Here is a 17,306-nt window from a genome sequence, read left to right as displayed (position 1 = left end):
CGCGGTTCCGCGGCTCCTCCCCTCATGCATGTCTCGATCATGCATACTTGTATGCCAGCGCTTGACATCCGATGTTTGCCTCCATACTCTTTGATTAGTGCAAGGTTTGGGCTTAATGTCCCGTGCTCAACCCTTCGCTCAACAACCACAGCAATACCCGAAGCGCGGGGAGAAATCTCCGCGCGAACGCACCAGCTCCCCGGGCGATCGACCGGCCAGGAGTGCAATCAAGGAGGATGAAATGAAGCGTTCCCGTATTCTCGGCCTCGCCGCGCTCGGCGCGACCGCGGCACTGGCCATGACCGGCTGCTCGACCACGGCACCCACCGAGGGTGCCGGGGCCGGTGGCGACGTCGAGCTCACGTTCATGACGTTCGAGACCCCGGCCGTCACAGCGGCGTTCTGGGACAAGTCGATCGCGGCCGCTGAGGCCGAGGTCGACGGTGTCACGATCAAGCGCATCGTCACCCCGGACCCCGACCGCAACGCCTACGCGAAGAAGCTGCAGGCGACCAACCAGTTCCCCGACCTGCTGGCATCCATCAGCCCGAAGGACTTCGAGGCCGCGGGACTCCTCAAGCCGTTCGATCAGGACTGGCTGGACGAGAACTTCGTGCTGCCGCGCGGCGCTGAGATCAACGGCAAGACCTACGTGCCGCCGACCAACGCGCAGGTGCTGCCGCTCGTCTACTACAACAAGACGATCTTCGCCGAGAACGACATCGAGGTTCCCGAGGACTACGACGGCTTCGTCGAGGCTGTCGGTCAGCTCAAGGATGCCGGCGTCACCCCGATCGAGATCGCCGGCGCCGAGCCGTGGGCAGCGAGCATGCCGATCGTGGCACTCGCCAGCGCCGACGTCATGGGCGGCAACCCTGACTGGATCAAGGAGCGCTACGAGGGCAAGACGCAGTTCGTCGACACCGAGTTCGTCGACGCGATGCAGAAGTACGTCGACCTGATCGATCAGGGTGCGTTCAGCGCCGGTGCACTCAGCGTCGACTTCGCCACGGCGAACAGCAACTTCCTCGATGGCAAGAGCGGCATGTACATCATGGGCAGCTGGTTCACCGGCTCGGGCTACATCACGCCAGAGCAGGCTGACAACCTCGGTGCCTTCCCGCTTCCGACCGAAGACGGCAAGGTCGTCGTCCCGTTCAACGTCGGCGGCACCACCGCTGTGAGCGCCACGTCGAAGAACGTCGACAAGGCGATGGAGTTCGCCAAGGCCTGGTCGCTCGCGCCGTCCAGCCTCGAGCCCCTCGTCGAGGGCGACGGCTCGTTCCCGCTGATGAAGAACCTGACGATGGACGACTTCGACGTCAAGGTCAACTCGGTGTTCGAGGCGACGTACCCGCTGGTCACCGATGACAACCTCAAGGTCGCGGCCTTCGGCTGGGTCAACGACGACAACTCGCTGGCGCCCGGCATGAACGACAAGTTCTACGCCCTGTCGCAGTCGTTCTTCTCCAACAAGGACGTCAAGGCCCAGCTCGCGACCCTCGACACCGAGTGGGACAAGGTCGCGAAGTAACACGACGCAGAAATGACGAGGTGCCGTCCGGTGCATCCGCCGGACGGCACCTCGTGATCTGTGTGCAAGAAACGAAAGGACCGAAGATGACTGCTCGCACCCGTTTCGGGAGCCGCCTGCTCGGGCTCGCCCCGATCGCGTGGGTCGCGATAGGCCTGTACCTGCTGTTCCTGATGTATCCGATCCTGCGGAGCATCATGATGAGCTTCACAGACCGGAACCCTCTGCAGGCCGAGAGCTCGTTCGTCGGGCTTGACAACTACAAAGAGATGTTCAACGACCCGAACCTCGCGCGCAGCCTGTGGTTCACGCTCGTCGTCGTCGTGGTCGTGACGGTGCTCTCGAACGCCTTCGGCATCCTCTTCGCGATCCTGCTCAACAAGACCACGCCGAACTTCCGCATCATGCGGACCCTAGTCTTCATCCCACAGGTGCTCTCCGGTGTCATCGTCGCATTCATCTGGCGCAGCATCCTCACTCAGGACGGCCTGCTCAACTCGGTGCTGGCAGGCGCCGGCCTCATCGACCAGCCCATCTCGTGGATCGGCACGCCGGAACTCGCCACGATGTCGATCTGCGTCGTCGTGTCGTGGGTGACGATCGCGTTCACGACGGTCGTCTACACCGCCTCGCTGCAGGCGGTCCCCGCCGAGCTCTATGAAGCCGCGCGCATGGACGGCGCCGGTCCCTTCTCGCGCTTCTGGCACGTCACCTACCCGATGATCGCCCCCGGCATGACGATCTGCGTCGTGCTGTGCATGATCACCACATTCAAGCTGTACGACATCATCGCGGTCCTCACCGGAGGCGGCCCTGCCAACTCCACCGAGTCCGTGGCCATGTACGTCATCAACGTCGGCTTCACCAGCAACCGGTTCGGCTACTCGTCGGCGCTGTCCATCCTGCTGCTCGTCCTGACCGCAATCGTCGCCTACGGCGTCACCGCGGTCCTTCGCCGCCGGGAGGCCCAGCTGTGAGCACCGTCCGCACTGCCCGCAACCTCGATGTCACCGAGCCCGACACCAGGGCCGTCATCCAAGCCCGCCCCGACGCCAGGCCGCGCAAGAAGAAGCCGTTCAGCACCTGGGGGCAGCTCATCGGCGCCTGGCTGGTCACCCTCGCGTTCATCCTGCCGATCTACATCGCCTTCTCCAGCGCGTTCAAGACGCAGGAGCAGATCCTCGGCAGCCCGCTCTCGCCGCCGATCCCGTTCACCTTCGACAACATCCTCGATGCCATCAAGCGCCCCGATCAGCTGATCCAGGGCGGACTGATGAACTCGATCCTGGTGACGGCGCTCACCCTGATCGTGCTCATCCCGCTGGCCTCTGCGCTGAGCTTCTACATCTCGCAGCGCTCGCCGCGGGTCAAGGCGATCCTGCTCGGTGTCGTGGCCCTCGGGCTCATGGTGCCGCCGCAGGTCGTGCTGCTGCCGGTCGTCGAGCTGCTGCAGGCGATCGGCCTGGCCAACACCTACGCGGGTCTGATCCTCTCGAACATCGGCGGTGGCTACATGTCGTTCGCGGTGTTCGTGTACGTCGGGTTCCTTCGGGGCGTTCCGCAGGAGATCATCGAGGCGGCGCGCGTCGACGGTGCATCCGACCTGCGCATCTGGTGGAAGATCGTGATGCCGCTCGTCCGCCCTGCGACCGCCACCGTCGGCATCTTCCTCGGCCTGTGGGTCTGGAACGACTTCCTCAACCCGCTGTTCATCCTCGGCCCGCTGCAGGGACAGACCATCACCACCGGCATCTACATCTCGCTCGGCCAGTACTCGACGAACTACGCGCAGCTGTTCGGAGTCATGTTCCTCGCAGCGATCGTGCCGCTGGTCGGCTACCTCGTCAGCCAGCGCGAATTCATCCACGGACTCATGTCAGGAGCATCCAAGTGACCTCGACCGACACCACCGGAATCGGTGGTCGCCAGCCGATCTCAGAGATCCTCGTTCTCGCACACAGTCACCTCGACGTGGGATACACCCACTCGCAGCCGCTGATGTGGAACTTCCAGGTCGAGTACATCGACGAAGCGCTGGACTGGCTCGAAGACACCGCCGACATGCCGGCCGGTGCTCGGCCGAAGTGGACATGCGAGGTCACCGAGCCCGTCGAGCGCTGGTTCGCGCAGGCGTCGGCGACGGACATCGCCCGGTTCAAGGCGCTGTACGACGAGGGGCGGATCGGCATCGGGGCGCTGCGGTGGAACATCGCCGCGCTCGCCGATCGCAAGGGCCTGAACCGTCTGCTCGACGGCAAGAAGCGCCTCGAAGCCGAGCTCGGCGGAACGATCAACGTCGCCAGCCAGCACGACGTCAACGGCATCCCGTGGCCGCTGGCCGACGAGCTGATGGACAACGGCATCGACTTCTTCGTGATGGCGATCAACCCGCACCTCGGCAAGGCCGTCGAACCCCGCCCCGGCATGTTCCTGTGGGAAGCGCCGTCCGGCCGCGAACTGCGCGTGTTCAACGGCAACCACTACACGATGTTCGACCAGCTGCTCTATGCGTGGGACGACTCCGTGGAGCGCATGCAGGAGGGCTGGGGTGAGGTGCACGCGCGCCTCACTGAGATCGACTACCCGCTCGACTTCGTCTACCTCACCAGCACCTGCTCGCCCGTGCTGTGGGACAACGCCCCGCCCAACCCGTTCATGCCGCCGCTGATCCGGCGCTGGAACGAGGCGCAGGCGGGCCCCGCGATCCGCTACGTCACCTATGAGGACCTGCGCGAGCGGGCGATGCAGGTGCCGGATGCCGCGCTGCCGCAGATGCGCGGAGACTGGACCGACTACTGGAGCTTCGGCTACGGCAGCGCCCCGCGGGCCACCGCCAGCAACCAGCTCTCCAAGGCCCTCGTCGACGCCGGTGCGGTGTTGCTCGACGGCGCCGGCCACGCACAGCTCGACCTGGCGCGCGAGAAGATCGACCTCTACGACGAGCACACCTGGGGCTACTTCGACGGCGACCCGACCCACCCGCAGGCGCAGGCCAGCGAGGCGATGAAGGACGTTGCAGCTTTCGAAGGCGAAGAGGCCGCCGCGTTCGCGGTGCTCGACGCCCTCGAGAAGCTTGCCGGCAACCCGCCGGCAGACAAGGGTGTGAAGGGCGTGCTGCTCGCGAACCCCGCGCCGTACTCCGTCACCGTCAACCCGGTGCTGCCGGATTCCTGGTTCGCCGACTCCGAGAACGCGATCGGCCGCACGTATCGTGCGAGTCGGATGCACTATCAGGGGCGTTCCTGGGGGCACGAGTTCCCGGGTGCCGGCGCGCGCGCTTTCGCGCCGATCACGCTGCCGGCCCATTCGTGGAAGAGCATCGGCCTCGGCGAGCTCGTCCCGGCATCCGACGCCTCACCCGACCTTTCGCACACCGTCACGACGACGTCGCAGCGTGGGCGGGAGCTGAACTTCGCCACCGAGACCGTGCGCTCCAAGCAGACCGGTACGATCCTGTCGCCGTTCTTCGAGCTGCGCTACGAGACCGGCTCTGGGCGCATCCTGTCGCTGCGCGACGTCGTGCGGGACACGCAGTTGCTCGCGCCCCGACGCGGTGTGGACCTCTTCTCGTTCATCCGGGAACGGCCTGATGCACTGGTCGACGGCACACGGCAGTCGTACTATCGTCGCGACCTCGACAAGGAGAAGCTTGACGAGTCGTGCTGGGTCGAGGAGTGGGATCCCATCCACGAGCCCGCGTCGCGGGTCACCTCGTGCACCGTCGCAGAGGCGCCGGGCGCGATCACGCTGACCCGGCACTTCGAGGCGCCGGGGATGCACACGCTGGTGCAGCGGATCACGCTGCACGCAGATGACCCGACGCTGCACGTCGAGGTGACGATGGAGCTCGAGGCGTCGGCGGAGCCGCAGGCGATCTACCTCGCGGTGCCGCTGGCGATGGGCAGCGGGTGGCAGGCCGGGTTCGATACCGCCGGCCAGTTCGTGCGGCTCGACGACGACCAGCTGCCAGGGGCCTGCCGCAACTGGGCCACGGCCGAGACGATGGCCGTGATGTGGGACGACGCCGGTGGCGTCGCGATGTTCCTGCCGGATGCCCCTGGTGTGCAGTTCGGTGACTTCGGCTTCAAGAAGCCGATGGATGCCGTGCCGCGCGTCGCGGATCCGCTGCTGCTGGCGTGGCCGGTGAACAACTACTGGGACACGAACTTCGCGCAGCAGCAGACCGGGTCGAACACCTTCCGGTACGGCCTGCGCTCATTCCGGACGATGGATGCCGCAGAGCTGAGCGACCAGTCGCACCACTTCCGCATGCCGGCCTTCGTCTGGCCGATCACGATCAACGGCATCGACACCGGCGCGGGCAGTCTCACCGACGCTGCGCAGGCGTGACGGTCGCCGCGAACGTCATGCAGATCACCCGATCCGCTTCGGCGGACGCCTGGTTCCTCGAGACCGAGAACACGCTCTACGCCATCGGGATCTCCGGCGAGGGCATCCCCACGCAGCGCTACTGGGGTCCGCGTCTTCCCGACGCGGACCGCAGTCGGATCGCGGTGGGGATGCGCTCGCGCAGCCTGCACAGCCACGGCTCGAGGCCGTCGGAGGTCGAGGAGGAGGTGCTCGTCGGCGGAGGATCGCGGTGGGGCGTCGCCGGGCTGAACATCGTGCTTCCCGGGGCCGATCGCGCCCCGGAGATCGCCGTCGAGTCCGATGAGATCGTCCACGATCCGACGACCGGCGAGGCGACGCTGCGGCTGACACTGCGCGACTCGAAGGGCGCCCTGGCGGTGACGCTCTGCTACCGGCTGCGCGCCGGCACCGACGTCATCGAGCGGTGGGCAGAGCTCTCACTGGCGTCCTCCGCACCGGAGGACGCCCTGCTGCACCGTGCCGATTCCGCGAACTGGTTCATCGAGGATCAGGACGACTATCGCTACTCGGCAGTGAGCGGGTACTGGGCAGGCGAGACCCAGCTCGAGCGCAAAGCGCTGCCCGTCGGCGAACTCACCTTCACCAGTCGCACCGGCACGACCAGCCACGGCGCGAACCCGTGGGTGATGCTCGACGACGGCACCGCGACCGAGGACGTCGGCCTGGTGCGCTCCATCGCGCTGGGGTGGAGCGGAACCTGGCGACTCACCGTGCAGCGCCGCGCCGAGGGCGGGGTGTCAGTCAGCACCGGACTCGGTCATGACGGTGTCGTGCAGCGACTGCATCCGGGATCGACGCTGACGACACCGTCCTCCTTCGGGCAGGTGAGTGGCGGCGGGTTCGGTGCGGCTTCTCGTGGCTGGCATCGATTCGTCCGGGAGCAGCTGCGCCCCGGCGGCGATCAGCTCAATCCCGTGCTCTACAACTCGTGGGAGGCGACCGAGTTCGCCGTCACCGAAGAGGGGCAGGTCGCGCTCGCGCGACAGGCCGCCGCGCTCGGCGTCGAGTTGTTCGTCGTCGACGACGGCTGGTTCAGTACGCGCACCGACGACCGTGGTGGGCTGGGGGACTGGTGGCCGGATCCACGGCGGTTCCCCGATGGCCTTCGGCCACTGCGCGACGAGATCGCTGCGCTCGGCATGCAGTTCGGGCTCTGGGTGGAACCCGAGATGGTCAACCCGCGCAGCGAGCTGTACAGCGAGCACCCGGACTGGGTGCTGCACTTCGACGGCCGCCACCGGGCTGAGCGCCGCAACCAGCTGGTGCTCAACTTCGCCCGCGACGATGTTCGCGTCTGGGCGCTTGAATGGCTCGACCGGCTCGTGGAAGAGAACGGGATCGACTTCCTGAAGTGGGACATGAACCGGCCGTTCACCCAGGCCGGCTGGCCCGAGAATCCGTCTGACCAGGATTCCCTGTGGGTGGAGCACACGCGCGGCGTGACCGACATCATGCGCCGGCTGCGCGAGGCGCACCCGCACCTGCGCATCGAATCGTGTGCTGGCGGCGGGGGCCGTGTCGACCTGGCGATGGCAGCGCTCGTGGACGAGTTCTGGACCAGCGACAACACCGATGCGATCGATCGACAGCCGATCCAGCACGGCTTCAGTCAGCTGTATCCCGCCATCGGCATGACGAACTGGGTGACCGATTCACCGAATCCGCTGACGTTCCGCGAGGTGCCGCTCGAGTACCGGTTCCACGTCGCGATGGCGGGGGCCCTCGGCATCGGCGGCGATCTGAGCGGCTGGAGCGCCGAAGAACTCGAGACCTCGACCGCGCTGATCGCGCAGTACAAGCGCATTCGCGAGGTCGTCCAACTCGGCGACCTGCATCGTCTCGGTGGGATGCCCGGCCGCGACCGCTCTGCCGTGCAGTACGTACGCGATGATCGCGTGGTGGTGTTCTGCTACGAACCCCGCCGTTCGCTGGACCGCAGTCCTCGGCACCTCACTCTTCGAGGGCTCGAGGATGATGCCCGCTACCGCGATGTGGCGACCGGCGAGGAATACGGCGGCGCCTACCTGCGCCACCGCGGCTTCTCGTTCCACGAGGATGCCCTGGTCATTGCCGCGAACGACTCGCTGCGCTTCTCACAGCGCGACTTCCTGAGCTCGATCGTCGAGTTCGTCCGCGTCTGACGCCGGCACGGGGCATCCGTCTGGGGGCTGACTGGTGATGTAATTACATGATAACGTGACTTGCATACTAGTTCTCTGGTATACAAGTATGCGAGGCCAGAGCGACGATGTCGCCGGTCGGATCGCTCACACATCTGAAGACCAAAGGAGGTCGCTCGTGACCAATACGCAGCCCACCATCCGTCGCGCCGCCGGCGTGATCATCGCTTCCGTCTGCGCTGCTGTGGTGCTCTCAGCCTGCTCGAGCGGAGGGGGCGGTGCCGGCGCATCCGGTGTTCCCACCGTCAAGAGCATTCAGGACTCGGGCGTGCTTCGCGTCGCGACCCTGACCGGTGACGCACCCTGGACGAGCATCGGCACCAGCGGCGAGCAGGAGGGCTTCGACGTCGATCTCGCTCACGCATTGGCTGAGAAGCTCGGCGTCAAGGTCGAGTTCACGACCGTCGACGGACCTGGCCGCGTTGCTGCACTGCAGTCGAAGAAGGCAGACGTCTCGATCGGCGAGTTCTCGAACACTCCCGAGCGCGATGAGGTCGTCGACTTCTCGACCGACTACGTGTGGAACCCGGGCATGTATCTCGTGCGCGAAGACAGCGGAATCAACTCCCGCGAAGACCTCAACGACCCCTCGAAGACCGCCTGCATCGGCCAGGGCGGCACCTCCACGGATCTGGTCCCAGCAGATCTTCCAGAGGTCGGCACGCTCTTCCTTCCCGGCCCCGACGACTGCCTCGAGGCGCTGAAGTCAGGACAGGCAGACGCCATCACGCAGACGCCGTTCTACTACATGCCGCTGATCGAGAAGAACCCCGGCGAGTTCAAGATCCTCGACGGCGTCTTCGGCACGAACCACATCGCAGTCGGCATGCAGGAGGGCAGCACCGACCTCAAGGAGTTCGTCAACGACTTCCTCAAGGAGTACCAGGGTGCTGGCACGCTCGAGGACTCCTTCACCGAGTGGTTCGGCTACGAGATGCCCGCAGACGCGCGCCCGGACTGGTTCACGAACTGAGTTCGCGCCCCGCGTGCAAAGGAGCCCCACCCAGTGACCTTTGATTTCAGTGCACTTCTGCCCTATGGCGAGGACTTCCTCAGCGCACTCGGACTGACCATGGCTCTGAGCCTCTCAGCGTTCGTGATCAGCGGCGTGCTCGCGGCGATTCTCCTGCCGGCGAGAATGAGCAGCAATGGCATCCTGCGGTGGGGCACCTGGCTCTACGTGGATGTGCTCCGCAATGTTCCGGTGCTCCTTGTTCTGTATGTGGTGTTCTTCGCACTTCCGCAGATCGGCATCAAGACCGATTCCTGGGTGGCGGCCGTCGTCGCCCTGTCCTTCAACTCCACGGCGTACCTCGTCGAGATCTATCGCGGTGGACTCAATGCCATCCCGCAAGGTCGCTACGAGGCGGCCGAGGCGTTGAACCTCAGCGCGACGACACGGTGGGTGCGCATCCTTCTGCCGGAGGCGCTGCGCACTGCCTATCCCGCGATCGGTAACCAGCTCGTCGCCTGCATTCTGGGGTCATCGCTGGCGGTGCTGATCGGCGCCGGCGAGCTCACCAGCCTGGCATACACCGCAGGCTCGACGACTTTCCGCTACTTCGAGTCGTTCATCACCGTCGCGATTGTCTACGTCGTGATCGTGCAGGTGGTGGGGTTCGCATGGCGGGCGCTGGGCAAGCGAGTGATCAAGCAGAACGCGAAGGTGGTGTGACATGGCCAGCATGATGCCGTACCTGGGAGTCTTCCTCGAGGCGCTGCTCTACACGCTCCAACTCAGCGCTCTCAGCATCGCCGGAGGCACGATCATCGGTGTGCTCTGCGGGTTCCTCAGTGCGAGGCGACCGGAGTCGCCGCGCTGGGCAGCGGCGGTGCGGGTGGTCATCAACATCTACGTGCAGCTGTTCCGCTCGATCCCGCCGCTGGTGCTGCTCTTCCTGCTGTACTTCGGGGTCAGTGCCGCATTCAACGTCAGCTTCGGGACGACCGCGGCTGTCGTGGTCGCCCTCAGCCTGTTCATCGGCGCCTACCAGGTGGAGAACGTGCGTGCTGGCATCGAGAGCGTGCCGCGCGGACAGTCCGAGGCGGCCGCAGCGCTGGGCCTCGGGCTCTTCGACCGCATGCGCTTCGTCGAGGCTCGCTCGGCATTCCGAGTGTCCTTCCCGTCGATGGTCGGGCAGTGGATCGTCACAGTGAAGGACACCACGCTCGCCAGCGGCATCGGCGTGGTGGAGGCGACCTCCGTCGCCCTCACCGTGCGCCAGGCGACAGGGGAGACCTGGCTGGTGTTCCTGGTGCTCGGCGTCGTCTACTACGTGATCAACCGAGGCGTCGCCTTCATCGGCTCGGTACTCGAGTCGCGAATCGACCGCACCGGGCGGCGGCGTGACCATTCCGAATTCGAGACAGAAGAACCACCGGCCGTCACCACGGCCCCGTCAAGGAGCTGAGAGGAAGAACAATGAGGAATTCAGAATCCACGTCCACTCCCGTCGTCCAACTCACTGACGTCGTGAAGAAGTACGGCTCAGTCACGGCCGTCGCAGGGGTGTCCCTTGACGTGTACGAGAGCCAGGCGGTCGCCGTCATCGGCCCCTCGGGGTCAGGCAAGTCGACACTCATTCGCACCATCAACGCGCTCGAGCCGCACGACGGCGGATCGATCGTCGTGGGCGGAGTGGCGCTGGACGGCACGAAGCGCAGCATCCGCCAGGTTCGCCGCGAGGTCGGAATGGTGTTCCAGCACTTCAACCTGTTCCCCTACCTGACGGTGCTGGACAACATCACTCTCGCGCCGCGCCGCACCCAGCGTGTCTCGAAGGTGGCAGCGGAGGCGTACGCGCTCGAGCTGCTCGCGAAGGTCGGACTCGCCGGCTTCGAGGGGCGCTACCCGAGTGAGCTCTCTGGCGGTCAGCAGCAGCGCGTCGCGATCGCTCGCGGGCTGGCGACCAGGCCGAAGGTGATGCTGTTCGATGAGCCGACGTCAGCGCTTGACCCTGAGGTCGTGCAGGATGTGCTCGGCGTCATGAAGGACCTCGCTCGCGAAGGCGTCACGATGATCGTCGTCACCCATGAGCTGTCTTTCGCCGGCCAGGTCGCCGACAGGATCGTGTTCATGGATGCCGGCAAGATCGTCGAGCAGGGCGAGGGCGACTCGCTGCTGCGAAACCCGCAGCACGAGCGCACGGTGCGATTCCTGTCGAGTCTGAAGGAGTCCAGCATCAGCTGATGCACGGGTAGACGAGAAGGCTCCCGGGGTGACCCGGGAGCCTTCCTTCTTGTCTTTCCGGCGCAGTGCACGAGAAAGCGGGTCCGGATGCTGCCATCCGGACCCGCTTTTCGTGTCGTGCGTCCGCGCTCAGTCGGCGACGTAGATCGACTCGATTCCCGCATCCACCGAGAGGGCGACGCCGTTGGTCGAGCCCGACCGGGGGCCCGCCAGGTACGAGACCGCCTCGGCGACCTCGTCAGCGGCGATCAGCCGGCCGTGTGGCTGGCGAGCCTCCAGCGCCGCACGCGCGGCGCTGGGATCGTCAGCGCTGTCGAGCAGCCGTCCGATCCACGGGGTCTCGGTCGTGCCGGGGCACACCGCGTTGAAGCGGATGCCGTCGCGCAGGTGATCCGCGGCCATGGCGCGGGTCATCGACAGCACAGCCCCCTTGCTCGCGGTGTACAGCACGCGGTTCGGGAATCCGGTGAGCGAGACGGCGGATGCCACGTTCACCACGCTCGCGGACGGCGAAGCGATCAGGTGCGGCAGACAGGCGCGGATGACGTTCGCGGTGCCGATCACATTGATCTCGAGCACGCGGCGCCACTCGGCGTTGTCGTTCTCGGCGATCGTGCCGGCAGCACCGATTCCGGCGCTGTTGACGAGTATGTCGATGCGCCCGGTCTGCGCGATGACCGATGCGACAGCATCCGCCACTGCCTGCTCATCGGTCACGTCGACGGCGAAGGAGAGGTCTCCGGCGGCTGCATCGCGGTCGAACACGGCGACCTCGGCCCCGAGCTCTCGAAGCCGATCGGCGCAGGCCGCGCCGATGCCGGACTGACCGCCGGTGACGACCGCGACGAGTCCATTGAACCGCGGGTCGCTCACTGTGCAGCTCCCTCGGCGACGACCGCCTGGCGCTGACGGCCGAGGCCGTCGATCTCGATCTCCATGACGTCTCCGACCTGCAGGTACGGGAAGCGGCCCGAGAGCGCGACGCCCTCAGGGGTGCCGGTGAGGATCACGTCGCCCGGCTCGAGCACGGTGTAGGTGCTGAGGTCGCGGATGATCGTCTCGACGTCGAAGATCAGGTCGCTGGTGCTCGAGTCCTGACGGATCTCGCCGTTGACCCATGACCGCAGTCGCAGGTCACCTGGGTCCACCTCAGAAGCGGGCACGAGCACGGGGCCCAGCGGCAGGAAGCCGGGGCCGCTCTTGCCCTTCGACCACTGACCGCCCGACTCCTCGAGCTGCCAGGTGCGCTCTGACAGGTCGTTCGCCACGGTGTACCCGGCGATGACACCCATCGCGTCGTCATCCGGACCGAGGTTCCAGGCACGGCGGCCGACCACCAGCGCCAGCTCGACCTCCCAATCGAGCTTCTCGGCTCCGCGCGAGGCGGGGAAGTCGTCGTCGGGGCCGGCGACGGTGTGCGACGGCTTCATGAACACGACGATCCGCTCGGGCGGCTCCGAGCCACCCTCGCGGGCGTGCGCGGCGTAGTTCATCCCGATGCAGTACACCGAGTTCGGGCGGGCGACCGGGGCGCCGACGCGAAGCGCGTCGGCATCCGCCAGTTCGGGGAGGGTGTCGAGCGCCGCGTTGACCGCCGCCACGGGATCACCGGCGAGGAAGTCTCCGGTGATGTCGGCCGTCAGCGGGCGAAGGTCGAGGGTGCGGCCGCCTGTGACGGCGACGGGGATTTCGGCGCCAAGTGGCCCGAGTCGTTGGAACTGCATGATGATCCGTTCGATGAGAGACGTGTCGAGGTGAACCCGACGGGGTGGTCAGAATGCCGAGCAGGGCCCGACGCGAAAGGGGAGATCAGGGGAGCGCGAGGCGGCGCACCCGCACGGTCGAGACGAACTCGCCACCGCCGGGCACGACGGTGCCATCGCCACCGCGGACGAGGCCAGACGCCGAGGTGCCTTCGCCTGGCAGCACGTTGCCCGGCTCCACGGCCATGGCGTACATGCGCCGGAACCACGGGAAGCCGGTGCCCGCATTGGCCTCGAACCACAGCCACGCCATCGGGTAGGCCTCCCGCTGCCAGCTCAGCTCCATGGCGAAACCGTGCGTGGGGCTGGCGAACTGCACGGCCACCTCGGGTGACGCGAAATCGGTGAGTCCGCCGAACAGCGCCTGCCGCGACCCTGGACCTGGCAGCGCGACGCTGCCGGGCACAGGGCCAGGAGTGAGTACGGAGTCAGGACGGCCGGAGACGTCTGCGCCGGCGAGAGTGCCGGGGGCATTCGCGTCCGTCAGCAGCGTGTCGGCGTCGGTGACGAGGTAACTGTGCTCGTCGAGGAACGGCCTGCCGAAGGCGGGGTGGTGCAGCATGCGCGCACTGACGTCGTCGGGTGACAGGTTGCGCACGGTGTCGGTGACCGTGAGTCCGTCGCCTGTGACCTCGATGCGGCGGTGCAGGGCGAACGGCGCGGTGACGAGGCGGGCGGTGAGTTCAGCCGTCGATGAGTCGGCCCGCAGCACCTCCCACGTGGAGAGGGCCGACTCGCCGTGGTAGCCCTGCAGCACGCCGTCGTGCACGCGCTCAGGTCCCGCGTTCGGGGTGAGGAACTGCCAGCCGCCAGGGTAGCCGGTGGTCCACTGCGTGGCGGAGTCGCCGCCGAACGCGGCGGCCGAGGTCGTCGTCGTGTCGGCCGTCGGCGACACGCTGAGGGTGGGGATGCCAGTGGTGAGATCGACGATCTGAACGATGTCGCCGCCGCGCTCGGGAGTGACGGTGACCTCGAACATCGTCGAGGTGAGCGTGAGGGTCATGCGCGCCTCAGCCCCGGAACAGCGCGACGGGCAGACCCGTGGCACCGTGGTCGGCGATCTCGAAGACCGACCCGGCGTGCGGGTCGTCGTCCTGTCCGTCAGCAGCTGAGGTCACCCAGAGGGTGCGCAGGTCGGGGCCGACGAACGCGCACGACGTCGGCTGTGCCGTGGGGATGCGGATGGTGTGCAGCACCGCCCCTTCGGTGTCGAGCTCGTACACGGTGCCGGTGCCGAATTCGGCGAGCCAGAGGTGTCCGTCGGCGTCGACGCACAGTCCGTCTGGGTAGCCGGGGAAGTCCTTTGCGAACACGGTCGGCTCGCTGGTGATCGTGCTGCTGGAGGGATCGAAATCGAAGCGCAGGATGACGCGGTCCTGGGTCTCGGCGAGGTACATCGTCGTGCCGTCCGGACTCCAGCCGATGCCGTTCGGCTGCGTGAGGCCCGGCAGGATCAGCTCGGCGTGCAGATCCTCATCGAGTCGCCAGAGCCCGCCCTTGCCCGCCGCGAAGTCCATCGCGCAGCTGCCCGCCCAGTAGCGGCCGGCGGGGTCGACCTTGGCGTCGTTCATCCGAACGATGTCGGAGAGGATGTCGAACCGGTGGGTGACGGCGCCGTCAGCATCCAACACGGCGAAGCCGGACTCGACGGCGAGGACGAGCCCGCCGTTCTCGCGGGGCGCGGCGGCGCCCACCATCTCCGGATAGTCGACCACCGTCGTCTCGGCGCCGATGGTCGTTCGCAGCACCTGCTTGCCGACGATGTCGACCCACACCACGGTGTCGCTCACAGTGTCCCAGTACGGGCCCTCTCCGCAGATCGCTCGGCGCGAGACGACCACACGAGGGTTCACGACGGCATTGGCGTTCTCGGACACTGATTCTCCTCAGTTGGTGATGGATGCCGCTATTCGGCGAAGAAGGTCGGGTTGGCGGCGCGCAGGCGCACCGTGTCGGTGAGCACGCGCGTCGAGTGCTTGTCGATCACCCGTGTGCCGGCGTCGAGATCGCGCGCGACGAGCGCGTCGACGAGCTGCTGATGCTCGACGAGCAGCTCGCCGTTGGTGAGCGCGGCCTGCAGGTTGAGGCGACGCAGCCGGTCGAGCTGCATCTTCGTGCCGCGCACGACATCCCACAGGCGGGGCACACCGGCCAGTGCGAACACCGTCTGGTGCAGAAGCTCATCGGTGTCGAAGAACGTCTCGAGGTCGCCGGCCTTCGCGGCGGCGGCGTTGGCATCCACGTGCGCCTGGATCTCGGTGACGTCTGGCACGCCGTCGGCGATCGCGTACTTGAACGCGCTCGTCTCAAGGGCACGGCGGATGAACACCGCCTCCTCGACCTCGCGGATCGAGATCGGAGCGATCTGGCTGCCGACCTGCGGAACGACCGTCACGAGACCGAGGTCGACCAGGCGCGTGATGGCCTCGCGCACGGGAGAGCGGCTGACCTGCAGCGACGCCGCGATGCCCGGCTCGGAGATCGGCGAGCCCGGGGGCAGCTGCAGCCGACGGATGGACTCGCTGAGCGAGGTGAACACGGCGTCCGAGATGCGATATCTCGCACGGGGAGCCGTCAGCGGCTGCAAGGGGCTGGTGAATGCCGTCCGTGGGACGGACGCTTCGGTTGGTGCGTTCGACATGTGTTTCCTCCTCCCTCGATCTTATCTTGCGGACTAGTATACAAGTATGTAGAGTCGTGTCCATAGGCCACCGGTTTCAAGGAGAAACATTGACCACCCGCACTGATGCTGAGCTGTTCGAGCTCATGAAGACCACGCTCTACACCGCGGTGGTCGGTGACATCCTCGACACGGTCGGGCGGACGCACCAGTTCCTGCCGCCGAACATCCAGCCCATGCAGCCCCACATGCGCATCGCCGGACGCGCGATGCCGGTACTCGTCTCGGATGTGTACGGCGCGCAGCAGAAGCCCTTCGGATACATGACCGAGGCACTCGACCAGCTCGAACCCGGCGAGGTCTGGGTGGGCACGCGCATCGTGCAGTCCGTCGCCATGTGGGGCGAGATGCTCACCGCCACGTCGCAGCACCGCGGCGCCGTCGGCGCGGTCGTCGACGGCTACCACCGCGACACCGCGCAGATCCTGCCGCGCGACTTCCCGGTGTTCAGCTGGGGTGGCTACGCCCAGGACTCCTCAGTGCGCACAGCCGTTCGTGACTACCGAGTGCCGGTCGAGGTCGGCGGCGTGCGCATCGCACCGGGCGATCTGGTGTTCGGCGACATGGACGGCGTGCTCGTCATCCCCCGCGACGTGGAGGATGAAGTCATCGAGGCCTCGCTCGCGAAGGCCAGCACCGAGAACCTGGTCGCGAAGGCCATCGACGAGGGCATGAGCGCCACCGAGGCGTTCGCGCGCTTCGGCGTGCTCTGACCAGGCCGACACGAACCCGGAACCACCCCATTGGAGAACAGCACAATGCAGCGCAAGCATGAGGGCAAAGTCGTCATCGTCACCGGCAGCTCGGCCGGCATCGGCAGAGGCGCGGCCGAGGCATTCGCCGCCGACGGCGCATCGGTGGTCGTGCACGGCATGACCCAGAGCAACGTCGACGAGGTCGTGCGCGAGATCACCGAGTCCGGTGGCACCGCGATCGGCGTCGTCGGTGACGTCGCGCTCGAAGCGACGCATCGCGCGATGGTGGATGCTGCGCTGACGCACTTCGGCCGCATCGACCACCTGGTGACCTCCGCGGGCATCCAGACCTACGGCGACGCCCTCGAGACGACGCCGGAGGACTTCGATCGCGTGTTCGCGGTGAACGTGCGCGGCTCGTTCCTCGCGGTGCACTGCGCGATCGAGGAGATCCGCAAGAACGCCGGCACGGTCACGCTGATCTCCTCCGTGCAGGGCGTCGCGACGCAGAACAACGTCGTCGGCTACACCTCCACCAAGGGTGCGCTGAACGCGATGACCCGCGCGCTCGCCGTCGACGAGGCCGCCCACGGCGTGCGCGTCAACGCGGTGCTGCCCGGATCGATCGACACCCCGATGCTGCGCACCTCGGCGCGCGCCTGGTCCGACGGCACCGACGCCGGCGAGGACGCGACCATCGCCGAATGGGGTCGGATGCACGCGCTCGGCCGCGTCGGCACCCCCGCCGAGGTCGGCGCGGTGTGCTCGTTCCTCGCCAGCAGCGACGCCAGCTTCGTCACCGGCGCCGAGATGCGCGTCGACGGCGGACTGCTCTCACGCATCGCGGCGTCCCTGCCCGCCAAATCCTGAAC

General features: G+C 66.8%; 16 protein-coding genes. 11 read left to right on the top strand and 5 right to left on the bottom strand.

Annotation, left to right across the window (positions count from 1 at the left end; genetic code table 11):
• The first annotated feature begins 241 nt into the window (after positions 1 to 241).
• The 9 genes from MNR00_RS15075 (at position 242) to MNR00_RS15035 (ending at position 11,296) form a co-directional block, all read left to right on the top strand.
• Positions 242 to 1,534, top strand: a complete 1,293-nt coding sequence (locus tag MNR00_RS15075) for an extracellular solute-binding protein (protein ID WP_241926722.1) — start codon at positions 242 to 244, stop codon at positions 1,532 to 1,534.
• An 86-nt stretch (positions 1,535 to 1,620) separates the two neighbouring features.
• Positions 1,621 to 2,511, top strand: a complete 891-nt coding sequence (locus MNR00_RS15070) for a sugar ABC transporter permease (RefSeq protein ID WP_241926721.1) — start codon at positions 1,621 to 1,623, stop codon at positions 2,509 to 2,511.
• Positions 2,508 to 3,428 carry a carbohydrate ABC transporter permease gene (locus MNR00_RS15065; RefSeq protein WP_241926720.1) on the top strand — a complete coding sequence of 307 codons (921 nt, stop codon included), beginning with the start codon at positions 2,508 to 2,510 and terminating at the stop codon, positions 3,426 to 3,428. Before MNR00_RS15070 ends, MNR00_RS15065 begins: the two co-directional genes overlap by 4 nt.
• Positions 3,425 to 5,884: a hypothetical protein gene (locus MNR00_RS15060; RefSeq protein WP_241926719.1), complete on the top strand. Its 2,460-nt coding sequence runs from the start codon at positions 3,425 to 3,427 to the stop codon at positions 5,882 to 5,884. Before MNR00_RS15065 ends, MNR00_RS15060 begins: the two co-directional genes overlap by 4 nt.
• A complete protein-coding gene (locus tag MNR00_RS15055) occupies positions 5,881 to 8,067 on the top strand; it encodes an alpha-galactosidase (RefSeq protein ID WP_241926718.1) in 2,187 nt (728 codons plus the stop codon). The genes MNR00_RS15060 and MNR00_RS15055 overlap by 4 nt, the downstream gene beginning before the upstream one ends.
• Before the next feature lie 157 nt (positions 8,068 to 8,224).
• Positions 8,225 to 9,079: a transporter substrate-binding domain-containing protein gene (locus MNR00_RS15050; RefSeq protein WP_241926717.1), complete on the top strand. Its 855-nt coding sequence runs from the start codon at positions 8,225 to 8,227 to the stop codon at positions 9,077 to 9,079.
• A gap of 33 nt (positions 9,080 to 9,112) precedes the next feature.
• The gene (locus MNR00_RS15045; RefSeq protein WP_241926716.1) at positions 9,113 to 9,781 is read left to right on the top strand and encodes an amino acid ABC transporter permease; all 669 of its coding nucleotides are present in this window, start codon (positions 9,113 to 9,115) and stop codon (positions 9,779 to 9,781) included.
• A gap of 1 nt (position 9,782) precedes the next feature.
• A complete protein-coding gene (locus MNR00_RS15040; RefSeq protein WP_241926715.1) occupies positions 9,783 to 10,517 on the top strand; it encodes an amino acid ABC transporter permease in 735 nt (244 codons plus the stop codon).
• A gap of 11 nt (positions 10,518 to 10,528) precedes the next feature.
• The gene (locus MNR00_RS15035; protein ID WP_241926714.1) at positions 10,529 to 11,296 is read left to right on the top strand and encodes an amino acid ABC transporter ATP-binding protein; all 768 of its coding nucleotides are present in this window, start codon (positions 10,529 to 10,531) and stop codon (positions 11,294 to 11,296) included.
• Positions 11,297 to 11,425: 129 nt separating this feature from the next.
• Here the strand turns inward: MNR00_RS15035 and MNR00_RS15030 are convergent, their stop codons facing one another.
• From MNR00_RS15030 to MNR00_RS15010, 5 genes are all read right to left on the bottom strand, one after another.
• The gene (locus MNR00_RS15030) at positions 11,426 to 12,169 is read right to left on the bottom strand and encodes an SDR family oxidoreductase (protein WP_241926713.1); all 744 of its coding nucleotides are present in this window, start codon (positions 12,167 to 12,169) and stop codon (positions 11,426 to 11,428) included.
• Positions 12,166 to 13,020 (bottom strand): fumarylacetoacetate hydrolase family protein, encoded by an 855-nt coding sequence (locus MNR00_RS15025; RefSeq protein WP_241926712.1) that lies wholly within the window; start codon positions 13,018 to 13,020, stop codon positions 12,166 to 12,168. The genes MNR00_RS15030 and MNR00_RS15025 overlap by 4 nt, the downstream gene beginning before the upstream one ends.
• 85 nt (positions 13,021 to 13,105) lie before the next feature.
• The gene (locus tag MNR00_RS15020; protein ID WP_241926711.1) at positions 13,106 to 14,062 is read right to left on the bottom strand and encodes a DUF4432 family protein; all 957 of its coding nucleotides are present in this window, start codon (positions 14,060 to 14,062) and stop codon (positions 13,106 to 13,108) included.
• 7 nt (positions 14,063 to 14,069) lie between these two features.
• Entirely contained in the window at positions 14,070 to 14,936 is an 867-nt protein-coding gene (locus MNR00_RS15015) for an SMP-30/gluconolactonase/LRE family protein (RefSeq protein ID WP_241926710.1), read from the bottom strand.
• Positions 14,937 to 14,965: 29 nt separating this feature from the next.
• Complete coding sequence (locus MNR00_RS15010; protein ID WP_241926709.1) at positions 14,966 to 15,700, bottom strand: GntR family transcriptional regulator; 735 nt, start codon at positions 15,698 to 15,700, stop codon at positions 14,966 to 14,968.
• 89 nt (positions 15,701 to 15,789) lie between these two features.
• Here MNR00_RS15010 and MNR00_RS15005 point away from each other — a divergent pair, with 89 nt between their 5' ends.
• Both MNR00_RS15005 and MNR00_RS15000 read left to right on the top strand, forming a co-directional pair.
• On the top strand, positions 15,790 to 16,452 hold the full coding sequence (locus tag MNR00_RS15005; RefSeq protein ID WP_241926708.1) for an RraA family protein: 663 nt from the start codon (positions 15,790 to 15,792) through the stop codon (positions 16,450 to 16,452).
• 45 nt (positions 16,453 to 16,497) lie between these two features.
• On the top strand, positions 16,498 to 17,304 hold the full coding sequence (locus MNR00_RS15000; protein WP_241926707.1) for a glucose 1-dehydrogenase: 807 nt from the start codon (positions 16,498 to 16,500) through the stop codon (positions 17,302 to 17,304).
• Positions 17,305 to 17,306 lie beyond the last annotated feature (2 nt).

This window comes from Microbacterium sp. H1-D42 (genome assembly GCF_022637555.1).
In the GTDB taxonomy this organism is placed as follows: domain Bacteria; phylum Actinomycetota; class Actinomycetes; order Actinomycetales; family Microbacteriaceae; genus Microbacterium.
This window is presented reverse-complemented; position numbering and strand designations above follow the sequence as displayed.